24 protein-coding genes are annotated in these 25,632 nt (G+C 67.1%); 14 read left to right on the top strand and 10 right to left on the bottom strand.

Going from position 1 to position 25,632, the window contains the following annotated elements; genetic code table 11:
- Positions 1-45: 45 nt before the first annotated feature.
- The 4 genes from MWN34_RS10565 to acnA all read right to left on the bottom strand — a co-directional run bounded on the left by MWN34_RS10565 (position 46) and on the right by acnA (position 6,075).
- On the bottom strand, positions 46-1,332 hold the full coding sequence (locus MWN34_RS10565; protein WP_247029066.1) for a site-specific integrase: 1,287 nt from the start codon (positions 1,330-1,332) through the stop codon (positions 46-48).
- A gap of 284 nt (positions 1,333-1,616) precedes the next feature.
- Positions 1,617-1,970 (bottom strand): DUF2794 domain-containing protein, encoded by a 354-nt coding sequence (locus MWN34_RS10560; RefSeq protein WP_247029065.1) that lies wholly within the window; start codon positions 1,968-1,970, stop codon positions 1,617-1,619.
- A 410-nt stretch (positions 1,971-2,380) separates the two neighbouring features.
- Entirely contained in the window at positions 2,381-3,130 is a 750-nt protein-coding gene (locus tag MWN34_RS10555; RefSeq protein WP_247029063.1) for a DUF1223 domain-containing protein, read from the bottom strand.
- 260 nt (positions 3,131-3,390) lie between these two features.
- Positions 3,391-6,075 carry an aconitate hydratase AcnA gene (acnA, locus tag MWN34_RS10550; protein WP_247029062.1) on the bottom strand — a complete coding sequence of 895 codons (2,685 nt, stop codon included), beginning with the start codon at positions 6,073-6,075 and terminating at the stop codon, positions 3,391-3,393.
- Between the two features lie 242 nt (positions 6,076-6,317).
- Here acnA and ccmA point away from each other — a divergent pair, with 242 nt between their 5' ends.
- The 10 genes from ccmA to MWN34_RS10500 all read left to right on the top strand — a co-directional run bounded on the left by ccmA (position 6,318) and on the right by MWN34_RS10500 (position 14,882).
- Complete coding sequence (ccmA, locus tag MWN34_RS10545) at positions 6,318-6,947, top strand: heme ABC exporter ATP-binding protein CcmA (protein WP_247029061.1); 630 nt, start codon at positions 6,318-6,320, stop codon at positions 6,945-6,947.
- Positions 6,947-7,615, top strand: coding sequence for a heme exporter protein CcmB (gene ccmB, locus MWN34_RS10540; protein WP_247029379.1), 669 nt, complete (start codon positions 6,947-6,949; stop codon positions 7,613-7,615). The genes ccmA and ccmB overlap by 1 nt, the downstream gene beginning before the upstream one ends.
- Before the next feature lie 293 nt (positions 7,616-7,908).
- Positions 7,909-8,463, top strand: coding sequence for a F0F1 ATP synthase subunit delta (locus MWN34_RS10535; RefSeq protein WP_247029060.1), 555 nt, complete (start codon positions 7,909-7,911; stop codon positions 8,461-8,463).
- Positions 8,463-9,992: a F0F1 ATP synthase subunit alpha gene (atpA, locus tag MWN34_RS10530; protein WP_247029059.1), complete on the top strand. Its 1,530-nt coding sequence runs from the start codon at positions 8,463-8,465 to the stop codon at positions 9,990-9,992. The genes MWN34_RS10535 and atpA overlap by 1 nt, the downstream gene beginning before the upstream one ends.
- A 25-nt stretch (positions 9,993-10,017) precedes the next feature.
- Positions 10,018-10,896 carry a F0F1 ATP synthase subunit gamma gene (locus MWN34_RS10525; RefSeq protein WP_247029058.1) on the top strand — a complete coding sequence of 293 codons (879 nt, stop codon included), beginning with the start codon at positions 10,018-10,020 and terminating at the stop codon, positions 10,894-10,896.
- A 36-nt stretch (positions 10,897-10,932) separates the two neighbouring features.
- Entirely contained in the window at positions 10,933-12,369 is a 1,437-nt protein-coding gene (atpD, locus tag MWN34_RS10520; RefSeq protein ID WP_247029057.1) for a F0F1 ATP synthase subunit beta, read from the top strand.
- Positions 12,369-12,608, top strand: coding sequence for an eL24 family ribosomal protein (locus MWN34_RS10515; protein ID WP_247029055.1), 240 nt, complete (start codon positions 12,369-12,371; stop codon positions 12,606-12,608). The genes atpD and MWN34_RS10515 overlap by 1 nt, the downstream gene beginning before the upstream one ends.
- A 3-nt stretch (positions 12,609-12,611) precedes the next feature.
- Entirely contained in the window at positions 12,612-13,028 is a 417-nt protein-coding gene (locus MWN34_RS10510; protein ID WP_247029053.1) for a F0F1 ATP synthase subunit epsilon, read from the top strand.
- Between the two features lie 191 nt (positions 13,029-13,219).
- Positions 13,220-13,891, top strand: coding sequence for a thiaminase II (tenA, locus tag MWN34_RS10505; protein ID WP_247029051.1), 672 nt, complete (start codon positions 13,220-13,222; stop codon positions 13,889-13,891).
- 175 nt (positions 13,892-14,066) lie between these two features.
- A complete protein-coding gene (locus MWN34_RS10500) occupies positions 14,067-14,882 on the top strand; it encodes a GntR family transcriptional regulator (RefSeq protein WP_247029049.1) in 816 nt (271 codons plus the stop codon).
- Between the two features lie 26 nt (positions 14,883-14,908).
- Here the strand turns inward: MWN34_RS10500 and infA are convergent, their stop codons facing one another.
- Positions 14,909-15,190, bottom strand: a complete 282-nt coding sequence (infA, locus tag MWN34_RS10495) for a translation initiation factor IF-1 (protein WP_013168254.1) — start codon at positions 15,188-15,190, stop codon at positions 14,909-14,911.
- A gap of 182 nt (positions 15,191-15,372) precedes the next feature.
- Positions 15,373-16,968, bottom strand: coding sequence for a DEAD/DEAH box helicase (locus MWN34_RS10490; protein WP_247029047.1), 1,596 nt, complete (start codon positions 16,966-16,968; stop codon positions 15,373-15,375).
- A 277-nt stretch (positions 16,969-17,245) separates the two neighbouring features.
- Here MWN34_RS10490 and MWN34_RS10485 point away from each other — a divergent pair, with 277 nt between their 5' ends.
- Both MWN34_RS10485 and MWN34_RS10480 read left to right on the top strand, forming a co-directional pair.
- Positions 17,246-17,974: a class I SAM-dependent methyltransferase gene (locus tag MWN34_RS10485; protein ID WP_247029045.1), complete on the top strand. Its 729-nt coding sequence runs from the start codon at positions 17,246-17,248 to the stop codon at positions 17,972-17,974.
- Between the two features lie 134 nt (positions 17,975-18,108).
- Entirely contained in the window at positions 18,109-19,908 is a 1,800-nt protein-coding gene (locus MWN34_RS10480; RefSeq protein ID WP_247029043.1) for a uracil-xanthine permease family protein, read from the top strand.
- Positions 19,909-19,923: 15 nt separating this feature from the next.
- Here MWN34_RS10480 and MWN34_RS10475 read toward each other — a convergent pair whose 3' ends face one another.
- From MWN34_RS10475 to MWN34_RS10460, 4 genes are read right to left on the bottom strand one after another with little or no spacing between them, the layout of a single operon-like run.
- Positions 19,924-22,077 carry a SpoIIE family protein phosphatase gene (locus MWN34_RS10475; protein ID WP_247029041.1) on the bottom strand — a complete coding sequence of 718 codons (2,154 nt, stop codon included), beginning with the start codon at positions 22,075-22,077 and terminating at the stop codon, positions 19,924-19,926.
- Entirely contained in the window at positions 22,077-22,919 is an 843-nt protein-coding gene (locus MWN34_RS10470) for a hypothetical protein (protein WP_247029039.1), read from the bottom strand. Before MWN34_RS10470 ends, MWN34_RS10475 begins: the two co-directional genes overlap by 1 nt.
- Positions 22,912-23,658 carry a hypothetical protein gene (locus MWN34_RS10465; protein ID WP_247029037.1) on the bottom strand — a complete coding sequence of 249 codons (747 nt, stop codon included), beginning with the start codon at positions 23,656-23,658 and terminating at the stop codon, positions 22,912-22,914. Before MWN34_RS10465 ends, MWN34_RS10470 begins: the two co-directional genes overlap by 8 nt.
- A complete protein-coding gene (locus MWN34_RS10460) occupies positions 23,655-24,686 on the bottom strand; it encodes an ABC transporter substrate binding protein (RefSeq protein ID WP_247029035.1) in 1,032 nt (343 codons plus the stop codon). Before MWN34_RS10460 ends, MWN34_RS10465 begins: the two co-directional genes overlap by 4 nt.
- Positions 24,687-24,809: 123 nt before the next feature.
- Here MWN34_RS10460 and MWN34_RS10455 point away from each other — a divergent pair, with 123 nt between their 5' ends.
- Both MWN34_RS10455 and MWN34_RS10450 read left to right on the top strand, forming a co-directional pair.
- The gene (locus MWN34_RS10455; RefSeq protein WP_247029034.1) at positions 24,810-25,277 is read left to right on the top strand and encodes an ATP-binding protein; all 468 of its coding nucleotides are present in this window, start codon (positions 24,810-24,812) and stop codon (positions 25,275-25,277) included.
- A gap of 44 nt (positions 25,278-25,321) precedes the next feature.
- Positions 25,322-25,624: an STAS domain-containing protein gene (locus MWN34_RS10450; RefSeq protein WP_247029032.1), complete on the top strand. Its 303-nt coding sequence runs from the start codon at positions 25,322-25,324 to the stop codon at positions 25,622-25,624.
- Positions 25,625-25,632 lie beyond the last annotated feature (8 nt).

Below are 25,632 nucleotides of genomic sequence, written 5' to 3'. Positions count from 1 at the left end.
TATAGCGGCCTTGCTGGTGGCGCAACCGATAAACGCTGCTTGAATTTACTTGCGTGACTTTGGCTTAAGTTTGTTCGGGTTCACTGATTTCGGCTTGATTTTTCGCGTATTGACTGAGGCTGCGCTAATAATGTTCTTCAAATGAACAGCGTAGTGTTTTTCGATCATCTCAACGCTTGTACGGCAGTTCTTGGCAAGTGCGTAGATATCCGCTCCTTCAAGAAGGCGCATACAAATATAAGTGTGGCGCAGGCTGTAGCAGGTACGCACATGCCCATCGCGATCGAACTTCAGTTCCAGTTCGTCCAGAACCGTGTTCATCAATTCGCGGGGCGTTTTGCCAAAAATCTTGGAGGTAGGCGATAGCTGTTTGCGTTTGCGAAGTCGTTCAAGCGGGTGAACGGCCCCCGGCATGCTTTTGCAGTGACCGACACCACGTTTGCCGCGAACCTCGATCTCAAGAATACGTTCGCCCGTTTCCTCATCCTTCACCACTTTGACATCGCGTAGTTCGAGCCGGGCGGACTCGTCGGGCCGGAGACCGGTGTTGACCATGAACAGCACGTAGTCATGGAAATTCTCGCACACCTCGCGCCAGCGCTCCTTCGGTGGGTCCTTGGCGCGTTCGCGGGTTGCCTCGTAGAGGGTCCGGTATTCCTCGGGCGAGAACCACGCTCGGTGCTCGACCTTCCCTGATGTTTTGTAAGCGGCAGACAGGTCGGGTACCACCTCGATCCACTGCTTGCGCTTCGCCGTTTTGAGGATCTGACGAAGGGTGACGATTTCGCTGTGCAGGGTGCTGCGCGCCGGGCGGCGCACCTCTCCCGTCTTGGGGTTGATGCGCGAAGTCAGGCGATGCACGCGGTAGTCCTGAACTTTCCCTTCCGTTACGTCGGCGACCGGCTTACCGGCGCCGAAAAATGGCTTCAGGTGCACGTCGATCTGCATACGCTTTTGCGCCACATAGGCGGCGTTGCGCTCGCCAGCGACGCTGATTTCGTACTCCTTGAAAAAGGTGTCGGCGGCCTCATCGAATGTTGGGCCGCTCGGCGTTCGCCTGCGCCGCCTATCGGGCGGCGTGTCGGTTCCGACCGAAGAGCGCTGAACGGTGCCGTTCAGCGGAGCGCCATTACGCCTGCGGTGACGCTCTTCGACGTAACGCTCCATATACCATTCGCGCGCAAACTCTTGAGCGAGTAGAAGGCTTTCTTCCTTGGTGGTCGCGCGATGGTTGCGGCCACCCATGTAGGTCGAGCACTGCCAGAACCGACTATTCTCCCGTTTGTAAACGTGGAGTTTGCCATCCATCAGACTGTGCGTTTCGAGCTCCATTCATATGCCAAAATGTGTAAGACATGTGTAAGGGTATCAGGCGCGTTTGAAATTGCAAATGTTTTTGATTTTATTGATATTTTTTCGTTCGAAATTTTTCGTAAGGGGATTTTGAGTCCGCCGCGTCTACCGGTTCCGCCACACCCGCAGCGGGCCCTCGACCATGCAAGATCCGGCGTCGCGAGAATCCTGTCGGGCAAGAATCCGGCTCGGTACGTGGGCACGCCGCTATGTGCCATGAGCGGAGGGCGGAAGTCCAGAGAGAGTGCGCCGCCCCCACGTGTTCAGTTCACGGCGCGCAGCGGCTTGTCGAGCACCGCGATGACGCGGGCGAGGTCGTGGCCGCGCTTGAGGATGAGCCCGGTCTGCGACACCACCGCATAGGCACCCTGCTTGCGGCTGAGGCGGGGATCCTTTTCGATGCGGTAGATCGGATATTCGGTGGAGCGCCGGAAGATCGAGAACACCGCCCGGTCCTTCAGGAAGTCGATGGCGTAATCGCGCCATTCGCCGATGGCCACCATGCGTCCGTAGAGATCGAGGATGCGGTCCAGTTCGCGCCGGTCGAAGGTTACGCAGGCCGGGCGCTCGCCCGCGGCAGCCTGACCGGGAAAGGCTATGGGTTCGATGTCCGCCACGCGGTCCTCCCCTCCTCGCTTCGCCGCGGCATTCGTGCGCGCGGCCATCAGCGGCCGGCCCGACGGGCGACGCACGGGGCGACGTGTCACCGGCCGGTCATGATCACTCCGCTCTCGCCGGGCATCAAGTCACCCCGTGCGATCATCGGCACATCACGCGCTCGTAACCGATTTCATGAAGTCGCCCGAATTCGGCCCTTCCGACGCCAAGCGGGCGGCCGATAACGTCACCATCGCGTGGGCCGGTCCGTAGGGCATCCGGTTCCCCAGCCCCCAGCCCCCTGGGTGTCCGGCGGACCGGCCTCCGATATGTTCTTGGTTCAATCCCCCGACCAATGTTTCTCAGGGCCGTTCGCACGGCCCTTTTTCTTTGCACATAGGCGGGCCATGAGCGGAAGGGGTGAGGGGCGTCAGCGCGAGATCGGCATCAGCGCCGCGCCGAGGATCGGGCCAGGGGCGACCGCGGTGCCCGATTGCACCAGCACCGCCACCGCATCCACATCCTCGCCGCGCAATTCGTCCAGCCTGGCGGTAAAGCGGGCCTTGCCGCCGGTCCAGTCTCCAAGCTTGAACCAGCCGCGCACGACATTGTGGTAGTCGACTGTCGTGCCCTCGTTCTCGCCGCGACCGATCTTCACGGTCTCGCTGCGGCTGACCGGGCAGAGCCACACCTCTCCGGCGCCGAGCCCGTTACCGATGGTGATGGCGAGACGATCATTGTCCGACTGCATCACGCTGACCGGCACCGTGAGGGGCGGGGCCTTGGCGAGCGCGGCATCGAGCGCCGGCTTGTCGTTGCCGACCGTCATCATCTGGCCGTTGATCACCACTTGGGGTGTGAACATCTTGCCGTCGCCGCGCATCCGGGCATAGGCCTTCTGCCGCACCGAATGGCCATGCTTGGCCAGCGTGTCCTTCCAGCCGAGATAGTCCCAGTAATCCACCGCCAGCGTGAGGGGCACATAACCCGGTGTCGCGGCCAGCGCGCCGAGAAGGGTGTCGGCCGGCGGACAGGAGGAGCAGCCCTGGCTGGTGTAGAGTTCGACCACCGCAACGGGAATGGCGCTGGTGGCGCCAGGCCCGGTGGGCGTCGCTGGTGCAGTGCTGTCGGCCCATGCGGCGAAGGGAGCGAGAACGCTCGCCAGCATGCCGACGAACATCGCCAGCCCCAATGGCGGTATGAGCCATGCGGGGCGGAGAGATCGGGTGGCGCTGTGCGCAGCCGGACCCGGCGTCGAGGCGGAGATCAGGTGCAAGGCGGCTCCCGGAGGCAGATCACTGGCTTGTCGCTTCAGCAGCTTCGTTGCCATTAAGGCCGGGGCGGCCGGCGGCACCAGTCACATTCGGGTGTCGCCGCTGCACGGAAAGGTGAGGTGGGAAGGGCGGCGGCTCGGCTCCGATCGCCACCCTCCCCATCACGTCACGCCGCAAGATTGCGCAGCACGTATTGCAGGATGCCGCCATTGCGGAAGTAATCCAGCTCGTCCAGCGTGTCGATGCGGCAGGTGAGCGGCACGTTCTTCACGCTCCCATCGCCGAACCGGATCTCGGCGGTTAGCGTCTGGCGCGGCTTGAGGTCGCCCTCGATGCCGCGAATGGTGACGATCTCGTCGCCCTTGAGGCCGAGCGTCTGCCAGGAATCCTCGCCCTGGAACACCAGCGGCACGATGCCCATGCCGACGAGGTTCGAACGGTGGATGCGCTCGAAGCTCTGGGCGATCACCGCACGGATGCCGAGCAGCTTGGTGCCCTTGGCCGCCCAGTCGCGCGAGGAGCCAGTGCCGTATTCCTTGCCGGCGAACACCACGAGCGGTACGCCCTCGCTCTTGTAGAGCATGGCGGCGTCGTAGATCGGCATTTCGGTGCCGTCCGGCCAGTGCCGGGTGAAGCCGCCCTCCTTGCCGCCCAGCATCTGATTCTTGATGCGGATATTGGCGAAGGTGCCGCGCATCATGACCTGATGATTTCCGCGCCGGGTGCCGTACTGGTTGAAGTCGGCCGGGCGCACCTGGTGGTCGCGCAGATAGACGCCCGCGGGGCTCGCTTCCTTGATCGAACCGGCCGGAGAGATGTGGTCGGTTGTGATCGAATCGAGGAACAGGCCCATCACCCGCGCCGAGAGGATATCGGTGACCGGCTCCGGCACCATGCCCATGCCCTCGAAATAGGGCGGGTTCTGCACATAGGTGGAGCGGTCGTCCCAGGCATAGGTCTCGCCTTGCGGGACGGCGATCTTCTGCCAGTTCTCGTCGCCCTTGAAGACGTCGGCATATTTCTCCTGGAACATCTTCTTGGTGACGTTCTCGCGGATGAAGGTCGCGATCTCCTGGTTCGAGGGCCAGATGTCCTTGAGATAGACCGGCTGCCCGTCCGAACCCGTGCCGAGCGGCTCGGTGGTGAGGTCGATCTGCAGCGAGCCCGCCAGCGCATAGGCGACGACCAGCGGCGGCGAGGCGAGGTAGTTCGCCTTCACATCCGGGTTTACGCGGCCTTCGAAGTTGCGGTTGCCGGAGATGACGGCGCCGGCGACGAGGTCGTTCTTGTTGATGGCTTCCGAGATCGGCTCCGGCAGCGGGCCGGAATTGCCGATGCAGGTGGTGCAGCCGAAGCCGACCAGATTGAAGCCGATCGCGTCGAGGTCATGCTGCAGGCCAGCGGCGTTCAGATAGCCCTCGACGACCTGCGAGCCGGGCGCCAGAGAGGTTTTCACCCACGGCTTCGAGGTCAGCCTCCTGGCGACCGCGTTGCGGGCGAGCAGGCCGGCGGCGATCAGCACGCTGGGGTTCGAGGTGTTGGTGCAGGAGGTGATGGCGGCGATCGTCACGTCGCCATGGCCGAGCGTGTAGTCGGTGCCTTCCACCGGCACCCGCTTGGCGGCCTCACCGGCCTTCTTGAACTCGCCTTCCAGCGCCGAGAGGAAGCCCGCCTTGGTGCCGGAAAGCAGCACCCGGTCCTGCGGGCGCTTGGGGCCGGCGAGCGAGGGCAGCACCGAGGAGATGTCCAGCTCGAGGATGTCGGTGAACACGGGATCAGCGGTGCCCTCGTGGCGCCACATGCCCTGCGCCTTGGAGTAGGCCTCGACCAGCGCGATCCGCTCGTCGCTGCGGCCGGTCTCGTCGAGATAGGCGATCGTCTCCGAATCCACGGGGAAGAAGCCGCAGGTCGCGCCGTATTCGGGCGCCATATTGCCGATGGTGGCGCGGTCGGCCAGCGAGAGGTGGTCGAGGCCGGGACCGAAGAACTCGACGAACTTGCCGACCACGCCCTTCTTGCGCAGCATCTGGGTGACGGTGAGCACAAGGTCGGTGGCGGTGATGCCTTCGTTCAGCCGGCCGGTGAGCTTGAAGCCGATGACCTCGGGAATGAGCATGGAGACCGGCTGACCCAGCATGGCCGCCTCCGCCTCGATGCCGCCCACGCCCCAGCCGAGCACGCCGAGGCCGTTTACCATGGTGGTGTGCGAATCGGTGCCCACGCAGGTGTCCGGATAGGCGAGGGTTTCGCCGTCCTCATCCCGGGTCCAGACGGTCTGGGCCAGATATTCGAGGTTTACCTGGTGGCAGATGCCGGTGCCCGGCGGCACCACGCGGAAATTGTCGAACGCCGACTGGCCCCATTTCAGGAAGCGGTAGCGCTCCTGGTTCTGCTTGTACTCCTCCTCGACATTCTTGCCGAAGGCGGCGTTGTTGCCGAAGAAGTTCACGATCACGGAATGGTCGATGACGAGGTCGACCGGCACCAGCGGGTTGATGCGCTTGGGGTCGCCGCCGAGATTCACCATGGCGTCGCGCATCGCGGCGAGGTCGACCACCGCCGGCACGCCGGTGAAGTCCTGCATCAGCACGCGCGAGGGGCGGTAGGCGATCTCGCGCTCCGCCTTGCCGCGATTGACCAGCCAATCCTTGATGGCGACGATGTCGTTCTTGGTGACCGAGCGGCCGTCCTCGAAGCGCAGCAGGTTCTCCAGCAGCACCTTCATCGAGAAGGGCAGCGCGGACACGCCCTCGAGGCCGTTTCGCTCGGCGTCGGGAAGGCTGAAATAGACGTAGGTCTTGGATCCGACGGTGAGGGTCTTGCGGCTTTTGAAGCTGTCGAGCGCGGTCACTTTGGACAGGTCCCCGATTGTATGGTCCCAGCGACGTACCGACCGGGTCCCAGGGCGGGCTTGGAGGGAAGCACACGGGCGGGCTATAGCTCGTCGGGCTTCCGTGGGACGGCGCGTCGTTCGAAAATCTATATAGAGCTATTTCAAACGACGATCATAGGGGGTTGGTGCGGTGCATCGACGAATTGCGCATTGCGATGTGGCGCGCCGGGAGGTGGCAGGGGACCGGAACGGGCGGGATCATGCGCCTGGTCGGTGAGGGCCTCGCCTGTACGCGCGGCCTGCGCCGGCTGTTCGCCGCGCTCGATTTCACCGTCGAGGCCGGCACCGCTCTCCTCGTCACCGGGCCGAACGGGGCGGGTAAATCCTCGCTGCTGCGCCTCATCGCCGGTCTTGCGGTGCCCACGGCCGGCGCCGTGCGGCTCGAAGGCGAGGGCGCCGATCCGGAGGCGGGCGTGGCGGAGCAGGCGCATTATCTCGGCCATCTCGACGCACACAAGGCGGCGCTCCCCGCCGCGCGCAACCTTGCCTTCTGGCGCGACGTGCTCGGTCGCAGCGGGCTCGGCGTCGAGGAGGCGCTGGAGACCGTCGGTCTCGGCGGTCTCGGCGGTCTTCCCGTCGCCGTCCTGTCGGCGGGACAGAAGCGCCGTCTGGCGCTTGCCAGGCTGCTGGTGGCGCATCGCCCCCTCTGGCTGCTCGACGAGCCGACCACCGCGCTGGACGTCGGCGCGCAGGCGCGCTTCGCCGAGATCATGCAGGCTCATCTGGCGCGCGGCGGCCTCATCGTCGCCGCCACCCATGCCCCGCTGGGACTGTCCGGCACCCGCGAACTCCGGCTCGGCCGCATCGCGGTCGAGGAGGTGCCGGCATGATGGGGGCCTTCCTGGCGGTGCTGCGCCGCGATCTGGCGCTCGCGCTGCGGGCGGGTGGCGGCGCCGGGCTCGGTGTCGTCTTCTTCCTGGCGGTCGTGGTGGTAACGCCCTTCGCCATCGGGCCGGACCTTGCCCTGCTCGGGCGGATCGGGCCCGCGATCCTGTGGATCGGCGCGCTGCTCGCCTCGCTGATCGGGCTCGACCGCCTGTTCGCCGCCGATGGCGAGGACGGTTCGCTGGACCTGATGTTCACGCTGGATCTGCCGCTCGAGTTGGTCGCCGCCGCCAAGGGCCTCGCCCATTGGATCGCGACCGGCCTGCCGCTCGTCGCGGCGGCACCGCTGCTGGCCCTGCTTCTCAACATCGAGCCGAAGGCGACCGGCGCGCTGGTCGCGACCCTGCTGGCGGGGACGCCCGCCATCACCTTTCTCGGCCTGATCGGGGCGGCCTTCGCCGGTGCCTTCCGGCGCGGCGGCCTGCTGGTGGCGGTCCTGGTGATGCCGCTCACCATTCCGGTGCTGATCTTCGGCGTGGCCGCGACCACCGCGGCGATAACCGGCCCGGTGCCCTTCGGCACGCCGTTTCGAATCCTTCTCGGTCTCGCGCTCGGCGCGCTGGTGCTGGGGCCGGTTGCCGCAGCGGCGGCGCTCCGGGTCGCGCGGAACTGAGCAGGTGGTGCGACGGCGCGGTGCAGCAATGCGCCGCACTCGGTCCAAGGGCATGAATTTGCTCGTTTCCGGCGACGGCGCATGAGCAAGGCTGCGCAACGTCATCTGGAGTCTCTCCACGGTCGCCGCATCGTGTTGCAGCACGGTGGAAGCCGTGTTAGGGAACCCGCCGACCGTTCGGGGATGGGGGCTTTTCCGAATTTCCGGGTCCGGTCGAAACCCTTGCAAATGTTCATGGCCCCGATGCGGCGCGCAAGCACCGACGCGGGCCGAGCCAAGCCGAGAGAGGCACGGTGGCCGAGACATTGATTTCCGGGGTGGCGGGACGCTACGCGAATGCTCTGTTCGAGCTTGCGCGCGAGGCTGGTGCCATCGATGCGGTGAAGGCCGACCTCGACGCGTTCGTGGCTCTGCTCGCGGAGAGCGACGACCTGAAGCGTCTCGTGCGCAGTCCTGTCTTCACGTCCGAGGAACAGGAGAAGGCGATCGCCGCTCTCCTCGCCAAGGCGGGCATCTCCGGCCTGTCCGGCAATTTCTTCAAGACGGTTGCCGCCAATCGCCGCCTGTTCGCCGTCGAGGCGATCATCCGCGGCTACAACGCGCTGGTCGCCGCCCACAAGGGCGAGGTGGTCGCCGAGGTGGCCGTCGCCCAGCCGCTTTCCGACGCCCATGCGGCGACGCTGAAGGGCGCCCTCGACGCGATGACCGGCAAGGATGTCCGGCTCGACGTCTCCGTTGATCCCTCCCTGCTCGGCGGGCTGAAGGTGAAGATCGGCTCGCGCCTGGTCGACGCCTCGCTCAGGACCAAGCTCAATTCGATCCGCACTGCGATGAAAGAGGTTCGCTGATGGATATCCGCGCCGCTGAAATTTCCGCGATCCTCAAGGAGCAGATCAAGAACTTCGGCCAGGAAGCCGAAGTTTCCGAGGTCGGCCAGGTCCTCTCCGTCGGTGACGGCATTGCCCGCGTCTACGGCCTCGACAATGTCCAGGCCGGCGAAATGGTCGAGTTCGAGAGCGGCGTGCGCGGCATGGCCCTCAACCTCGAAATCGACAATGTCGGCATCGTGATCTTCGGTTCCGACCGCGAGATCAAGGAAGGCCAGACCGTCAAGCGCACCGGCGCCATCGTCGACGTGCCGGTCGGCAAGGGCCTGCTCGGCCGCGTCGTCGACGCCCTCGGCAATCCGATCGACGGCAAGGGCCCGATCGAATCCACCGAGCGTCGCCGCGTCGACGTGAAGGCGCCCGGCATCATTCCGCGCAAGTCGGTCCACGAGCCGATGCAGACCGGCCTGAAGGCGATCGACGCCCTCATCCCGGTGGGCCGCGGCCAGCGCGAACTCATCATCGGCGATCGCCAGACCGGCAAGACCGCCATCGCGCTCGACAGCATCCTGAACCAGAAGCCCATCAACCAGGGTACCGACGAGAAGGCCAAGCTCTACTGCGTTTATGTCGCGGTCGGGCAGAAGCGCTCCACCGTCGCGCAGTTCGTGAAGGTGCTCGAGGAGCAGGGCGCGCTCGACTACTCCATCGTCGTCGCGGCCACCGCCTCGGACGCCGCCCCGATGCAGTTCCTGGCGCCGTTCGCCGGCACCGCGATGGGCGAGTTCTTCCGTGACAACGGCATGCACGCGCTCATCATCCACGACGACCTGTCCAAGCAGGCCGTGGCCTACCGCCAGATGTCGCTGCTGCTGCGCCGCCCGCCGGGCCGCGAAGCCTATCCCGGCGACGTGTTCTACCTGCACTCCCGCCTTCTGGAGCGCGCCGCGAAGCTGAACGACGAGAACGGCGCCGGCTCGCTGACCGCCCTGCCGGTCATCGAGACCCAGGCCAACGACGTGTCGGCCTATATCCCGACCAACGTGATCTCGATCACCGACGGCCAGATCTTCCTCGAATCCGACCTGTTCTTCCAGGGCATCCGCCCGGCGGTGAATGTCGGCCTCTCGGTCTCGCGCGTCGGCTCCTCGGCGCAGATCAAGGCGATGAAGCAGGTCGCGGGCAAGATCAAGGGCGAGCTCGCCCAGTATCGCGAGCTGGCCGCTTTCGCCCAGTTCGGCTCGGACCTCGACGCCTCGACCCAGAAGCTGCTGAACCGCGGCGCCCGCCTGACCGAGCTGCTGAAGCAGTCGCAGTTCTCGCCCCTCAAGGTCGAGGAGCAGGTGGTGGTGATCTTCGCCGGCACCAACGGCTATCTCGATCCGCTCCCGGTCTCCAAGGTTCGCGAGTTCGAGGATGGCGTGCTGCTGTTCCTGCGCTCCAAGCACGCCGACATCCTGGACACCATCCGCACCTCGAAGGAGCTGTCCAAGGACACCACCGCGAAGCTGACGGCGGCGCTCGACGCCTTCGCCAAGTCGTTCGCCTGAGCGGCGCGGAAGCGGATCGGCTCACATGGCCAGCCTGAAGGACCTACGCAACCGCATCGCCTCGGTTAAGGCGACGCAGAAGATCACCAAGGCGATGCAGATGGTCGCCGCCGCGAAGTTGCGGCGCGCCCAGATGGCCGCCGAGGCGGCGCGTCCCTATGCCGAGCGCATGGAAAGCGTGCTCGGCAACATCGCGTCGGGGATCGCGGGCGGGCCCGACGCGCCGCTCCTGCTCACCGGCACCGGCAAGGACCAGACGCACCTGCTGCTCGTGCTCACCGCCGAGCGCGGCCTGTGCGGCGCGTTCAACTCCTCGATCGTGCGCATGGCGCGCGATCGCGCCTTCGCCCTGATGAACCAGGGCAAGACCGTCAAGATCTTCTGCGTCGGCCGCAAGGGGCATGACCCGCTGCGTCGGCTGTTCCCGAACCAGATCGTCGACTTCGTCGAACTGCGCGCCAACAAGGGCGTGACATTTGCCGATGCCCAGGCGATCGCGGAGAAGATCTCGGCCATGTTCGTAGCCGGCGAATTCGACATCGCCACCCAGTTCTACAGCCGCTTCCAGTCGGTGATCTCGCAGATCCCGACGGCGCAGCAGATCATTCCCGCCACCTTCCCGGAAGCGAAGCCGGCGGATGGCGCTGCGGCGGTCTATGAATATGAGCCCGACGAAAGCGAGATTCTCGCGGATCTGCTGCCGCGCAGTCTCGCGGTGCAGGTCTTCAAGGCTCTGCTCGAGAACGGCGCCTCCGAACAGGGCGCGCGCATGAGCGCAATGGACAATGCGACCCGCAATGCGGGCGAGATGATCAAGAAGCAGACGCTCACCTACAACCGCACCCGCCAGGCCATGATCACGAAGGAACTCATCGAGATCATTTCCGGCGCGGAAGCGCTGTAATCGACGTCGACAGCGGATAAGATTTAGGAGACTGAAATGGCCATCGCTAAGGGACGGATCTCCCAGGTCATCGGCGCCGTCGTCGACGTCCAGTTCGACGATCACCTGCCCGAAATCCTCAACGCGCTCGAGACCACCAACCAGGGCAACCGCCTTGTGCTGGAGGTCGCGCAGCACCTCGGCGAGAACACCGTCCGCACCATCGCGATGGACTCGACCGAAGGCCTGGTGCGCGGCCAGGAGGTCAGCGACACCGGCGGCCCGATCATGGTGCCGGTCGGCGACGCCACCCTCGGCCGCATCATGAACGTCATCGGCCAGCCGGTCGACGAGGCCGGCCCGGTGACCGGCGAGACGATGCGCGCCATTCACCAGCCGGCCCCCTCCTATGCCGAGCAGTCAACCGAGGCCGAGATCCTCGTCACCGGCATCAAGGTGGTGGACCTGCTGGCGCCCTATTCCAAGGGCGGCAAGGTCGGCCTGTTCGGCGGCGCCGGCGTCGGCAAGACCGTGCTCATCATGGAGCTCATCAACAACATCGCGAAGGCGCATGGCGGTTATTCCGTCTTCGCCGGCGTGGGTGAGCGCACCCGTGAGGGCAACGACCTCTATCACGAGATGATCGAGTCGAACGTGAACGTCGATCCGCACGAGAACGGCGGCTCCTCGGCCGGTTCGAAGTGCGCGCTGGTCTATGGCCAGATGAACGAGCCGCCGGGCGCCCGTGCCCGCGTCGCGTTGACCGGCCTCACCGTCGCCGAGCATTTCCGCGACCAGGGCCAGGACGTGCTGTTCTTCGTCGACAACATCTTCCGCTTCACCCAGGCGGGTTCGGAAGTGTCGGCGCTGCTCGGCCGCATTCCCTCGGCGGTGGGCTACCAGCCGACGCTGGCGACCGACATGGGTGCGCTGCAGGAGCGCATCACCACCACCACCAAGGGTTCGATCACCTCGGTGCAGGCGATCTACGTGCCGGCCGACGACCTGACCGACCCGGCTCCGGCCGCCTCCTTCGCCCATCTCGACGCCACGACCGTGCTGTCGCGCTCGATCGCGGAAAAGGGCATCTATCCGGCGGTCGACCCGCTCGACTCGACCTCGCGCATTCTCTCGCCGCAGGTCATCGGCGAGGAGCACTACACCACCGCCCGCCGGGTGCAGCAGACCCTGCAGCGCTACAAGGCGCTCCAGGACATCATCGCGATCCTGGGCATGGACGAGCTTTCGGAAGAGGACAAGCTCACTGTGGCCCGCGCCCGCAAGATCGAGCGCTTCCTGTCGCAGCCCTTCCACGTCGCCGAAGTCTTCACCGGCTCGCCGGGCAAGCTCGTCGACCTCGCCGACACCATCAAGGGCTTCAAGGGGCTGGTGGACGGCAAGTATGATCACCTCCCAGAGCAGGCCTTCTACATGGTCGGCACCATCGACGAGGCGATCGAGAAGGGCAAGAAGCTGGCCGCCGAGGCGGCGTGATGCCGGACATGGCACAGCTCTCGCTTGCCGACGCGGTGAATGAGAGCTGTCCGTGGTCGGGCAAGCCGATCTCGGCCGATTCGCTGACCCTCTATCGGGGAGTGGTGGTCGGTTTCTGCAATCCGGGCTGCCGCGATAAGTTTGCCGCGGCGGTCGAGCATTTCGAGCGGGCGGCAGCGGCGCGTGGCGCTCTGCCGGAGCCCAACGACCCGTCCCACGCGCCGGGTGTCACGGAGTAGACGATGGCCAGCTTTCCCTTCGAACTCGTTTCGCCCGAGCGGCTCGTCTATTCGGGCTCGGTTACTGAGGTGATCGTTCCGGGTGCCGAGGGCGAGTTCACCGTGCTCGCCGGCCATGCGCCCTTCGTTTCAACGCTCAAGCCGGGCGTGCTGACGATCAAGGGCGACGGTGCGTTGCGGAAGCTGTTCGTGCGGGGCGGTTTCGCCGAAGCCAACCCGCAGGGACTGACGGTGCTCGCAGAAATGACCGTTCCGCTGACGGAAACCAGCATGGAACAGTTCACGCAGATGATTCGCAATGCGGAAGAGGATCTCGAGGACGCCCGCGACGATGCCACCCGGCAGAAGCGCGCGACCTATCTCGGCGATCTCAAGGCCGCAGCGCTTGCCATCGAGGCTGCCGGACGCGTCACGCACTGACAGGGTCGGCGCGCTTCGCGCCACGCCTTACATTCTTTGAAATGGCCGGGTCCTGCCCGGCCATTGTCATGTCCGATATCCCGTGCGATCCACGATCGCACCGTCCGGCATGGCGAAGGCGCCCGTCATGACCGACCGGCTGGGCGTCAGACGATCCGCCTGGATCAGCATTCGCGTCGAAAGGGTGCGAGATGAGCGAAACCTTCAGCAGCGCCGCCTGGTCCCGTACCCTGCCGATCTTCGAGGCGATCCGCACCATGCCGTTCGTGACGGCGTTGGCGGACGGGACTCTGCCGCTGGACCGCTTCCGACACTTCATCATCCAGGATTCGCACTACCTCATCGCCTTTGCGCGCGCATTGGCGCTGGCGGCGGCCAAGGCGCCGGAGGCCGCCGAGATCGTGCAGTTTTCCCGTGCCGCGCACGATTCCGTGGTGGTGGAGCGCGCGTTGCATGACGATTATTTCGTCCGCTTCGGCATCGCTCCGGAGGATTTCACGCAGACCCCGCTCTCGCCGGTTTGCGATCACTATGTGAATTTCCTTGTCGCGAAAGGCTTTGCCGAGCCCTATCCGGTGGTTCTGGCGGCAACGCTGCCCTGCTTCTGGATCTATGCCGAAGTCGGCCGCGACATCCTTGCCCGCGCGGTGCGGCCGAACCCCTACGATGCGTGGATCGACACCTATGCTGGCGAGGAGTTCCACGATGTGGTGCGCGCGGCGATCGCGGCCACGGATCGTGCCGCCGCGCAGGCCGATCCCCTCACCCTCGTGGCGATGCACGCCGCCTATCGGCGGGCCTGCCAGCTCGAATGGATGTTCTGGGATTCCGCCTGGCGCCTCGCCGATTGGCCAGTCGGCTGAAGGCCGGCTGCCGGCAACGGAGGGTGAATGATGCCCGGTCGGTTCCCGATGGCGGCAGCTTTCCCAGGGGTCGATGGACTTTCGTGGAAAATGCGTCGAACACTTGATGGAAGCACGTTTCCGTCGATGAGGCGATTCCGCCCGGTCGGACGGGACTCGAGGACGATCGAGAGGCATGACGACAGACGCAGCTACCGCGGGTCGGGGCCGAGCCGAGGAAGTCATTCGCACCCGTATACTCGATGCCATTCTGGAGCGGCGGCTGCCGCCCGGCGAGAAGCTGACCGAAGAGCGGCTGGCCCAGCTTTTCGGCGTGAGCCGCACCATCGTGCGGCAGGCCCTGGCACGGCTTGCACAGGACGGCATCGTCGAACAGCATGCCAACCGCGGCACCTTCGTCGCCGCCCCGACGCGTGAAGGCGCGCGCCATGTGCTGGAAGCCCGCTGCATCGTGGAGCCTGAGATCGCCGCCCTCGTCGCGGGGCGGTGCGCCTGTCAGGCCGGCATCCTCCGGGCTCATCTCGCGCGCGAGGATAGGGCCCGAGCGGCGGGCGACCGCGCGACCCTGGTGCGCCTGACGGGTGAATTTCACGTCCGCCTGGCCGAGCTTGCGGGCAATACGGTGTTCCAGCGACTGCTCACCGAACTGCAGGCGCTCAGCTCGCTGGCGATCCTGCTCTACGCCCGCGGCGGCCATGAGAGCTGCCCGCCGGAGGACCATGCCAACATCGTGGCCGCCATCGAGCAAGGCGATGCCGGGGAGGCGGCGCGGCTGATGCACGCCCATCTCGGCCATGTTGCGGCGGATCTCGATCTCGCCGAACCACCGGATCGGCCGACCGATCTTGCCGACGCGCTCGGCATCGGGACGACGGCAGAGGGCGAGGGAACGGGCGCACGCCGCGGCGCGGCGTCACGCAGGACAGATGCCGATTCCTCGCGCGCGATGCCGACCGGCGCTTCTCGCAGGGAGATCGCGCCCGGCCGCTGATCGCCGGAGGTTCCGTGGTTGTCCGCTCAGCGACGGCGACCCGGAGGCGGACGACGCTGGCCGCTGCCGATCGGCGGGGTCGGACCCCCCGTCTTGTGGCGGAAATTGATGCGCCCGCGCTCAAGATCATAAGGCGACATCTCGACGACGACGCGGTCGCCGACGATCGTGCGGATTCGATTCTTCTTCATCTTGCCCGCCGCATAGGCGAGAATCTCGTGCTCATTGTCGAGCACGACCCGGAAATTGCCGTCCGGAAGCACTTCCGTCACGGTGCCGTCGAACTCGAGCAGTTCCTCTTTCGCCATTCCTGGCCTCCTCGTCAGAACATCTCAGCGCCGTTCCGGTCGGGAGGCATCGCCGCATCGACCGGATGGCAGTCTGAATTCTTCAAGCCGAAGCCTTTTCGCCGCGAAGGTCGGAAGACGTTCGGGCAAGAAGGCTGCGGCCGCCGCAGGGGAATACTCCGGCGGCGGCACTTTGTCTCGTGTCAACGTGCGGGACGGCGTCCGGCATGGGTGCCGTCGCGGCGCGGGGCGTCGCCGCCCTTGCCAGCCGGGCGCTCGCCGCGCGGCTTCATGAAGCGCACGCCGGCGAAATCGCCGCCGCGCTCATGACGCTCGCCACGCGGATGATCGCCACGTGCATGTCCGTCCTGGCGGGGCTGACGCTCGGCGTGAGGACGATCGCCGTGGCTGCGCTCCCCATGGCTGCGCTCCCCATGGTTGCGCTCCCCATGGCCGCGTTCGCCGTGACGCTCGCCCTGCGGGCGTTCGCCGCGCGGAGAGCGGGCGCCGTTCTCGCCATCGCCCTGGCGCGGGCCGGAACGGAAGCGATTGCCGGCCTCGCCGTTGCGTGGACCGGGACGCCCGCCAGGGCGGCTACCGTCGCGGCGCTGATTGCGACCTTCGCCACGCCCGTCCCCACGCGGCTCGCCGGCATCCTCGCGCCGGTCGGTGCGGCGATCCTCGGAAGGGATCTGCAGGCGGATCAGGCGCTCGATGTCGCGCAGATAGGCCCGCTCCTCGCCGTCGCAGAAAGAGATCGCGATGCCCTCGCGGCCGGCGCGCGCGGTGCGGCCGATACGGTGGACATAGCTTTCCGGGATGTTCGGCAGGTCGAAGTTCACCACATGGCTCACGCCCGGCACGTCGATGCCGCGGGCGGCGATGTCGGTGGCGACCAGCACCCGCACCTTGCCATCGCGGAAGGCCGCGAGAGCACGTTCGCGCTGGGGCTGCGACTTGTTGCCGTGGATCGCCTCGGCGCCGATGCCGGCGCTCGCCAGCCCCTTCACCACGCGGTCGGCGCCGTGCTTGGTGCGGCTGAAGACGAGGGCGCGGTCGATGGTGGCGTCGGACAGCACCTCGGCGAGCAGGTTCGGCTTGCCGTTGCGGTCGGTGAAGATCACCTTCTGCTCGATCTTGTCGGCGGTCTTGGCGACCGGGGTCACCGCGACGCGCACCGGATCGGTCAGCAGGGCGCTGGCCAGCTTCTCGATCTCCTTCGGCATGGTGGCCGAGAAGAACAGGTTGCGCCGCACCTTCGGCAGCTTGGCGACGATGGCGCGGATGGCATGGATGAAGCCCATGTCCAGCATCTGGTCGGCTTCGTCGAGCACGAACATCTCGACGAGGTCGAGCCGCACCGCATTGTTCTCGACGAGGTCGACGAGGCGGCCGGGGGTCGCGACGAGGACATCGACGCCCGCCATCATGGCGCGGGCCTGCCGGCCGAGCGGCACGCCGCCGATGGCGAGCGCGGTCGTCGGGCGCACATGGCGGCCATAGAGGCGGAAGCTGTCGAGGATCTGGCCGGAGAGCTCGCGGGTCGGGCTCAGCACCAGAACGCGGGCGGAGCGGCGCTCGGGGCGGCGACGCTCGGTGGCGATGTGATGGAGGATCGGGAGGGCGAAGGCAGCGGTCTTGCCGGTGCCGGTCTGGGCGATGCCGATCAGATCGTGGCCGGCCAGCACATGGGGTACGGCCTGGGCCTGGATGGGAGTCGGGGTCTCGTGACTGGCCTCGGCCAGCGCTTTGAGAATGGGCTCGGCAAGGCCGAGCTCGGCAAAGCTGTTCAAGTGCATACTTTCAAATGCGAAGGGCGGCGAGCTGCCGGGCAAACCGGCACGCGCACCGCTCGACGCGGGGGGATGGTAGACACCCCGCGTGGCCTGGGACGTCGGCTCTCTTCGGATGACAGGGGGGCCGAAAACCGGCGCCGATACGGCCGCGCAAAGCGCATGACGAGCGGAGCGGAAATCGGGCAACGCGGCCCCGATACGGGGAGGACCCGTACACGCCGCTCTATGTGGCGCAAATGCGTGGTGATTTCAAGGCGCGGGCCACGTTATAGAGAGAGCCATGTATCCCGATGTCGTCGATCTTCGCAGCTATTACGCCCAGCCGATCGGCGTCGTCACCCGCCGGCTGATCGGCCGCGCCATCCGTGCGCGGCTGACGGACGTGACCGGCCTGTCCGTTCTCGGCATCGGCTATGCGACGCCCTATCTCGGCGTTTTCCGCGAGGAGTGCGAGCGGGCCCTGGCCTTCATGCCCGGCGCGCAGGGCGTGACGCGCTGGCCTTCCGCCGCACCGACACTGGCCGCCCTCGTCGACGAGACCGAGATGCCGCTGCCCAATGCGGTTATCGACCGCGTCATCGCCGTGCATCTTCTCGAGAACACGCCAAATGCGGCGGACGTGCTGAAGGAGGTCTGGCGCATCCTCGCCCCCGGCGGACGGCTGGTGTGCGTGGTGCCGAACCGGCGCAGCGTCTGGGCGCGAGCGGAAGGTACGCCCTTCGGCCATGGCCGTCCCTTCTCGCGCAGCCAGCTCACCGTGCTGTTGCGCGAGGCGCTGTTCACCCCCGTCGGCTGGGGCGAGGCGCTCTATGTGCCGCCGCTGGCGCGCAACTGGTTCCTGCGCACCGCCGTCGCATGGGAGCGGTCCGGCGCGCGCCTCGCCTTGCCCTTCGCCGGGGTGCATGTGGTGGAGGCGACCAAGCAGGTCTACAAGCCCGTGCCGGTGCGCAAGCGCGACCGACTGCGCGTGCTCGGTCCCGTGCTTGCGCCGCAGCCGATGGGCGGCTGACGGGTACGGCATGCGCGCTGCGGCAATCATGCGCGTGCCCGGCGATTGCCTCCGGCCTCGCGTCGGGTGAGTGTTTACCTCCAGGGATATAAGCCGCTCCGCCCTGTCACGCCCGCATCTGCCGCAGGATCAACATGTTCTCTCGCTCGTCCGCCGCTCATTCGCCCGCCGCCGGGGGCTTTTTGTCCGCCTTCCGGCTGCCGCCGTCCCGGAAGCGGCGCAAGCCGGCAGACCTGGCCTATGGCGCGGATGACCGTCCCGGTGCCGGGCTCATCTTCGGCCTCGGCGTGCAGCATGCCGGCATGGCGATCGCGCTGTCGTCCTATGCGCTGGTGGCGGCGAAGATGGCGGGGCTTTCGCTGGAGGACACCCAGTCCTTCCTCGCCTGCACCATCATCGGCATGGCGATCGCGACGTTCTTCCAGTCCTTCGGCGGGCGCATCGGTGCCGGCGCGCTGATCGTCCACCTGCCGGATCCGGTGATGGCGCCCTTCGTCGCTTCCATCGTGGCAGCCTACGGGCTGGGCAGCCTGGTGCCGCTCGGCATCACCGCGGGCATAGCGGGCATCGTCATCAGCCGGCTGCTGCCTCATCTGCGTCCGCTCTTCCCGCCCACCGTCATCGGCGTGGTGGTGTGCGTCGGCGGCTTCACGCTGATCTCCGGCGCGCTGAAGCATTCCCTGGGCCTCAACGCGACCTTTGCGGTCGACCTGCCAAGCATACTGATCTCCGGCGTCACGCTGGCGGTCATCGTCGGTTTCTCGATCTGGGGCAATCGGCCGATGAAGCTGTTCAGCCTCATGGCGGGCATCCTCGCGGGCGTGATCGTCGCGGCGTTGTGCGGCTATGTCGAGGGAGCGGAGCGCTTCGCCTCGGCGCCGGTCTTCGCCCTGCCGAAGCTGCCGAGCCCGGATTTCTCCGTTCCGGCGAGCGCGCTGGTGGTGGTCGGCATCGTCGCCCTGCTCGTGCAACTCGACACCTTCGCCAGCGTCGTCATCATGGACAAGATGGACGATGCCGACTGGCACCGCGCCGACATGAAGATGGTGGGCAGCAGCATCCTCGGCGCCGGCATCGCCAATATCGCGACCGGCTTCCTCGGCGGCATGACCAATGCCACCTCTTCCGCCAATATCGGCCTCGCCCACGCCACGCGTTGCACCTCGCGCTATGTCGGCCTGGCTGCGGCGGCGATGATCCTTCTGGTGGCGCTGATGCCGCTGGCGACGCTGGCGCTGACCCTGATCCCGGACGCGGTGATCGGCGGGGTCGAGATCTATGCCGCCGCCTTCTTCATCGTCTCCGGCCTCGAACTCGCCGCCTCGCGCGAACTCGACAGCCGCGGCGTGTTCATGATCGGCATCTCGATCACCATCGGGCTCGGCGTCATGCTGCTGCCCGGCATCGTCGCGAACGTGCCGGAGGCGCTGCACCACATGGTCGGCAGCGGCTTCGTCATGGCCGGCATCACCGCGGTGTCGCTGAACCTTCTGTTCCGGCTCGGCACCGCCATGAAGGCGCGGCGCGAGCTGCCATCTTCGCCGGCGGAAGCCTCGCAGGCCATCGTCGAGTTCCTGGAAATCCAGGGCGGCGCCTGGGCAGCGCGGCGCGAGGTGGTCAAGCGTGCGACGCTGGCCGCGCTGGAGGCGGCGGAGTTCATCGCCGGTGCCGGCGAAGGCCGCCATCCCATCGCGATCCAGGCGCGGTTCGACGAGTTCAACCTCGATGTCGACATCGTACACAGCGGCCCGCCGCTCGTGCTTCGTCCCGCCGTCGCCGCGCCCGACCTGAACGCCCTGTTCGACGCCGACGATGCGGCCATCGACGCGGCGATCGCCAATGTTTCCCATGTGCTGATCGAGCGACTGGCCGACCGGGTGCGCGCCGGCACGCGCGACGGGTTTGCCCACGTCACGCTGCATTTCAACCATTGATGCACCGCGTGCCGTTCAGCTCACGCTCGCCTCGCCCGGTCCGCGATAGCGCACCACGAGGCAGGTGAGGTCGTCGGCCGGCGGTGCGCCACGCTCGAAGCGGCGTACCGAAGCCCGCACCGCCTCGGTGAGGGCGGCGGGCGAGGTGTCCGGGGTGCAGGATGCGTCCAGCACGTCGACGAGCCGGGCATCGCCATAGGCCTCCCCGTCGGGATCGAAGGCCTCCGTCACCCCGTCGGTGAAGAGGAACAGCGTCTCGCCGGGCGCGAGCGTCAGCTCGCCCTCGGCATAGGGGAAGTCCTCCACCACCGCCACCGCCATGCCCCCCGTCGAGGGCAGCGTGAAGGGCGGATGACCGGCGTCGATGCGATAAGGCGGATTGTGCCCGGCATTGACATAGGTCACCCGGCCGCTTCTCAGGTCGAGCACGCCGTAGACGAGGGTTACGAACAGCATCTGGTCGTTCTCGGCGGCGAGCACGTCGTTGATGCGGCGCAGGCATTGCGCGGGCGAGGGCTCGAACAGCGCGGTCGATTTCAGCAGCGTGCGCGAGATCGCCATGAACAGCGCCGCCGGTACGCCCTTGCCGGAGACGTCGGCGATGACGAAGCCCAGGGTATTCCGGTCCAGCATGAAATAGTCGAAGAAGTCGCCGCCCACCTCATTGGCCGGCGTCATGTGGCCGCTCACCTCGATCCGGGCGTCGCGCGGCACGTCGCGGGGCAGGATGGCGAGCTGCACCTGCCGGGCGATCTCCAGCTCCTGCTGCAGGCCGGCCAGCTTGGTCTTGGTGATCAGGGCCTCGCGCAGCTCGTGCACCATGGAGGACAGGGTCTGGTGCTGTTCGACGATGCGGCGCGAGAGATCGCGCATCACCCCCGCCAGCCGCCGCAGCGGATCCTCCGGCGCGCCCTCCCCGGCCTTGCGGTCGAGCAGCGAGAGCACGCCTTCGCGGCCGACCGAATCGAGCGCGGCAGCGAGCCCCTCCAGCTCATGCCGGATCACCGCCTCCTGCCGGCGGCGGATGCGCTCGCGCTGCACGCGGGCGTCGGCGAGCGCGCGGGCGTTGCTGCGAAACGTGTCCACCGCCTCAGCGATGCGGCCGATCTCGTCGCGCGTGCCGGTCGCTTCCAGCCGGGCCGAAAGATCGCCGCGGGCGATGGCCTGCAGTGCGCCGATCGCGCTTTCCAGCGGACGGAAGCCTCGCCACAGATAGAGGTTGAGGCCGATGATCCCGATGAGCGACAGCGCCAGCGCGCCGATGAGCGAGGTCCGCGCTATGAAGCGCGACGGACCGAAGGTGTCGGTGATGTCGCGCAACGTGGCGACCGCGCCGGTCACGCTGCCGGTGATGTCGGTGATCGGAACGCTGATGAAGCTGAAATAGCGCCCGTCGATCCCGATCTGCTCCACCAGGGGCATGCGGGGGGTGAAACCGTTGCCGAGTTCCGGCACCGCCTGCTGCCACAATTCGGCATCGGTCGAACCGGCCGTGCGCCCGCGCAGCGTCACCAGCGTGGCACCGGCTTCGGTCAGCTCGGCGAAATGGGAGAGGATCTCTTCGGTGCTGCGGGCAATGAGGAGCGCCGTCGGGCCGTTGCCGATGTCGATCTGCCGGGCGGCGAGCAGCACATAGGCGTTCGCGGAGAGTTGGCGCAGGCCGGCGACCCGGCGGCCGCCCAGCACCCGGTCCAGCGTGCCGGCATCGAGGAGGGCGGTGGCGGTTGCGGTGGTCGTTCCCGCCCGAGCCGCTGTCCCTCCATCCGCTCCGCCGCCTTGTGCGGCGCCGGCCGGCGCCGGTGCGTCGAAGGCGCCGAAGGTCGCGACCGGCTCGCGGTCGGAGCCGATCAGCACCACCATGGTCCCGGTATCGCCGGGGCCGACCGCGAGGCCCTGTGCGGACAACGCCGCCAACATGCCGGCACGGTCTCCGGCATGAGCGGCGTTCCGAAAGGCGGGGCTGTCCTGCAGATCGTCCTGCAGAGCAGTGAGGCTGCCACTGGCGCCGCGCACGATCTCCTCCCACAGCGCCGAGCGGGAGAGCGTGGCGATGGAGGCGAAGCGGGCCTCGTCCTGCTGGTCGCTCAATCGGTTGGCGATGGTCAGCACCGCGAGCACCAGCACGAAGCCGATGGCGACGAGGAGGGTGATCCGGGTGCGCAGCAGCATCAGCGCCCGTCCTCGCGCACGGCCCCGGGCGCCGCCGTCCGACCGTGAAGGCTGCGGACCGCGGCCTCGATGCGTGGGCGGAGCTGGTCGTCGAAATCCACACCCAGCAGCTCTTCGGCATAGGCCTCGACCGCGGCCTGTTCCTCCAGCACGTGTTGTTCCCCGTTGCGCAGCGCGCGAAAGGTGCGGGCGATGCGGTCGCGCCCGCGCAGCATCGGGACGGGACTGCCCTCCCCGAAGCGCCCTTCCGCATTCCGGCGCAGATGGAGCGTCAGCTCGGCGCGCCGCGAATCGACACCCGCCCCCACGGTGAAGGCGGCGAGAAGGCCTGCGAGCGTGGCAAAGCCGAGCACGAGGGGGGCGATCATGCGATGCAGGGCGGTGAGCGAGCCGGTCAGCTCGCTGGCGTCGGTCAGCACCTCGATCTGGCCGTGATTGACGCCGTCCGCGATGAGCTGGGCGAACACGGTCTCGCGGCTGGCATCGCCGTTGCCGCTTTCGGAATCGGCGCGCAGCTCCTGCCCGTTGGAGAGCCGTACCACGATGCGGGCGACGCCGGGAATGTCGTGGGCGGTTCGGGCGAGATAGGCCTCGATGCCGGGCAGCTTCTCCAGCGGCACGCCATAGGTCAATGCCCGCTCGAATTGCTGCGCAAGGGCGTTGGCGACCGAGGTGCCGATGGCGGCGACGTCGTCGGAGGAATTGGTCTTGATGGTGTCGGTGAAGCGGGCGAGCGCGAAGCTCGCCCCCACCCAGCCGAGCAGGGCGACGACGAGGAAGGTCGCAAGGCCGCAGGCGAGCGTCGCCGCGTGGCGGAACAGGAAGCCCGGGCGTTCAGGCATCGTCGATCGCCCTGAGGTGGTCATTGGCACGTTCCGCAGCGCGATGTGCCTCGCGCCAGCGCTGCCGCGCCTCGAAGGCCAGCGCGCCGAGCCGGCTGCGCGGCGCGGCGTGCGACATCGTGCCGGTCAGCGTCCTGAGGGCGCGGGCGAAGGGGCGCTCCACGGTGTGGGCGAGAACGCCCATCAGCAGAGCAGCGAACAGCGCGCCGGCACCGGCCACCACGAGCGTGAGGCCGATGAGGTCCAGCCGCAGCGCCGCCTCCCGATTGGCCCGCTCGGCGTCCGAGGTGGTGATGGCGATACCCCCGCCGGTCTCGCCGATATCGTTCTCGATGCTGGTGCCGAAGATGATCTCGCCATGCTCGTCGAGCCGCCAGGGACTGTGGTGCTGCAGCGCCTCCACCCAGCTCGCCGGCACCGGTTCGCCGAGCGCGCCGCGATCCGTGCTGAACACCGCGCGCCCTTCCGGATAGAAGATGTCGATGGCGAGGATCTGTGGGTTGGAGATCTTCTCCCGCTCGATCAGCGCCTGCATGGTGCTGATCTGCTCCAGCGGCACGCCGAAGGAGAGGTTGGTTTCGGCGGCGGTGCGCAGCACGCCGAGCAGATAGGTGGAGCGCCCGCGCCCCACCTTCTGGCCGACCTCGCGTCCCGCGACATCTCCGAGCGTGGCCACGACCGCAGCCAGCGCCACCAGCGCCAGCACCGCGATCGCGACCAGCCTGCGGGTGACGCTCACGCAATGATCTCCGCGTAATTGAGCATCTCGATCGGCGGGTAGATGCCGAGCTTCTTGGCCACGGTGATGTTGATCGTCAGCGAGAACCGCTTGAGCGGCTGCACCGCGATCGTGCCGGGTGGAACCTTCTCGACGAGGATCTGCACCGCCTTGCTGGCCGCGAGCTGACCGATGGAATAGCCGCGCGCCACGAGCCCGGCCAGCGCGCCGAAGCGCACCGCTTCCTCGGAGGAGCCGAAGACCGGGATGCCGTGAGCCAGCGCCGCCTGATTGGCGTCGTGATACACGGTTTCGAAGAAGGGCTCGGGAGCGAGGTACAGCCATTGCGCACCGGCCTGCGCCATTTCGCCGACGAAGCCGGCGACATTGCCGGCTTCGGGCCGCCCATCCGCGCCGAGCGGGATGACGCGTTCCACGACGGTGATCCTGGCCCGCTCGCACCACGCCTTCACTTCGGCAATCATCGCCAGCGTTTCGCCCCGCCCATCGGAATGCAGCACTCCCAACGTGGTAAAGGGGCGGTAGGACTGCATTGCGCGGAGCTGGATGTCGGTCGGCACCAGCGAGATCGCGCCCGTGACGTTGCCGCCGGGATGCTCCAGCGAGGGCACGATGCGGGCCTGGATCGGGAAGGTGATGTTGGCGAAGACCACCGGCCGGTCGCGCACATAGGCCTGCGGATCGGGGGCGTCATACGGCCCGACCACGGCGAGCGTCGGCGGGCTGGAGGCGGTGTAGACGAGGTCCGGCGTCATCGCCTCGACCCGGGTCCGCAGCGAAGGCGCGGATGTTCCAGGCGTGGACGACGCATCCGACGCGCCGAGATCGAGCCGCAGCGCGCTGATGGCGGCCGGCACGTTCTCGGAGGCGAGGTAATCGCGAAAGCCGCGCTCGATATCCGTGTCGGGGCCGCGCGTCACCATCAGGATGCGGAAGCCCTCGGCCGCCCGCGCCAGCCGTAGCCGGCCAAGCACGGCCCCACCCAGGCCGGCGGCGCCTGCGCCGAGAAGCTGGCGGCGATGCAGCACAAGAGCCATCCTGTCCGCAGACATACCGATTCGGCGATCCGCTCACCGTGGTATCTTCTTAGTGCGTTTGCATATCCTGCGCGACCGTTGCCAGTGTCGCAACGGAAGAAAGTGGAGGCCGTGTTGGCTGACGAGGTGGGCGCGGATTCCGGTGACGGCTTCGCCGGCGGCGACAGCCTCGCCCTTGCGCCGGAGCTCAACGAATTGCCGCGCGCGGCCGGCTGGCTCGAGGCGCTCGCCAATCGCGACGGGCTGCCGGAGGCGGTGCTGTTCAAGCTCCAGCTCGGCCTCGAGGAAGCGCTCGTGAATGTGCTGTCCTACGCCTTTCCCGCCGAAGGCAAGGCCCGCGCGCAGATCCGGCTCGATTATGCGCGCGCGACGGGTCTGGCCCGCCTGCGGATCACCGACAACGGTGTGCCCTTCGACCCGACATGCAAGCCGGACGTGGTGAATGCCGCCTCGATCGAGGAGGCGGAAGTCGGCGGCCACGGCATCCAGCTGATGCGCCACCTGCTGGACGAATTTTCGTATTGCCACGTCGACGGCAATAACAGACTGATACTCGGCACCCGGCTCGACACCGCCGGATGACGGCGCCGCAGAACCCGCCTTTCGCAGACCCAAGGGCCTTTCCGATGCAGATCGACAGCGAGCAGCAGGACGACCACACCGTGGTTCGGGTGAAGGGGCGGCTCGACACCGTGCACGCCAAGACCTTCGAGGCTTCTCTGTGCGACACCATCCGGGACGTGCCCGGCGCCATCGTGATCGACATGAGCCAGGTCGACTACATCGCCAGCTCGGGCCTACGCTCCCTGCTCATCGCCGGCAAGCAGATGAAGGCGGCGCAGCGCGACCTCAGCCTGTCCGGCCTGCAGCCGCATGTGCGCGAGGTGTTCGACATTTCCGGCTTCGCGACGATCTTCCGCATCGTCTGACGAGCCTC

The sequence above is a fragment of the Ancylobacter crimeensis genome (assembly GCF_023016805.1).
GTDB classification, from domain to species: Bacteria; Pseudomonadota; Alphaproteobacteria; order Rhizobiales; family Xanthobacteraceae; genus Ancylobacter; species Ancylobacter crimeensis.
Note: the sequence above shows the minus strand (reverse complement) of the source record. Positions and strands in the feature narration are given on the sequence as shown.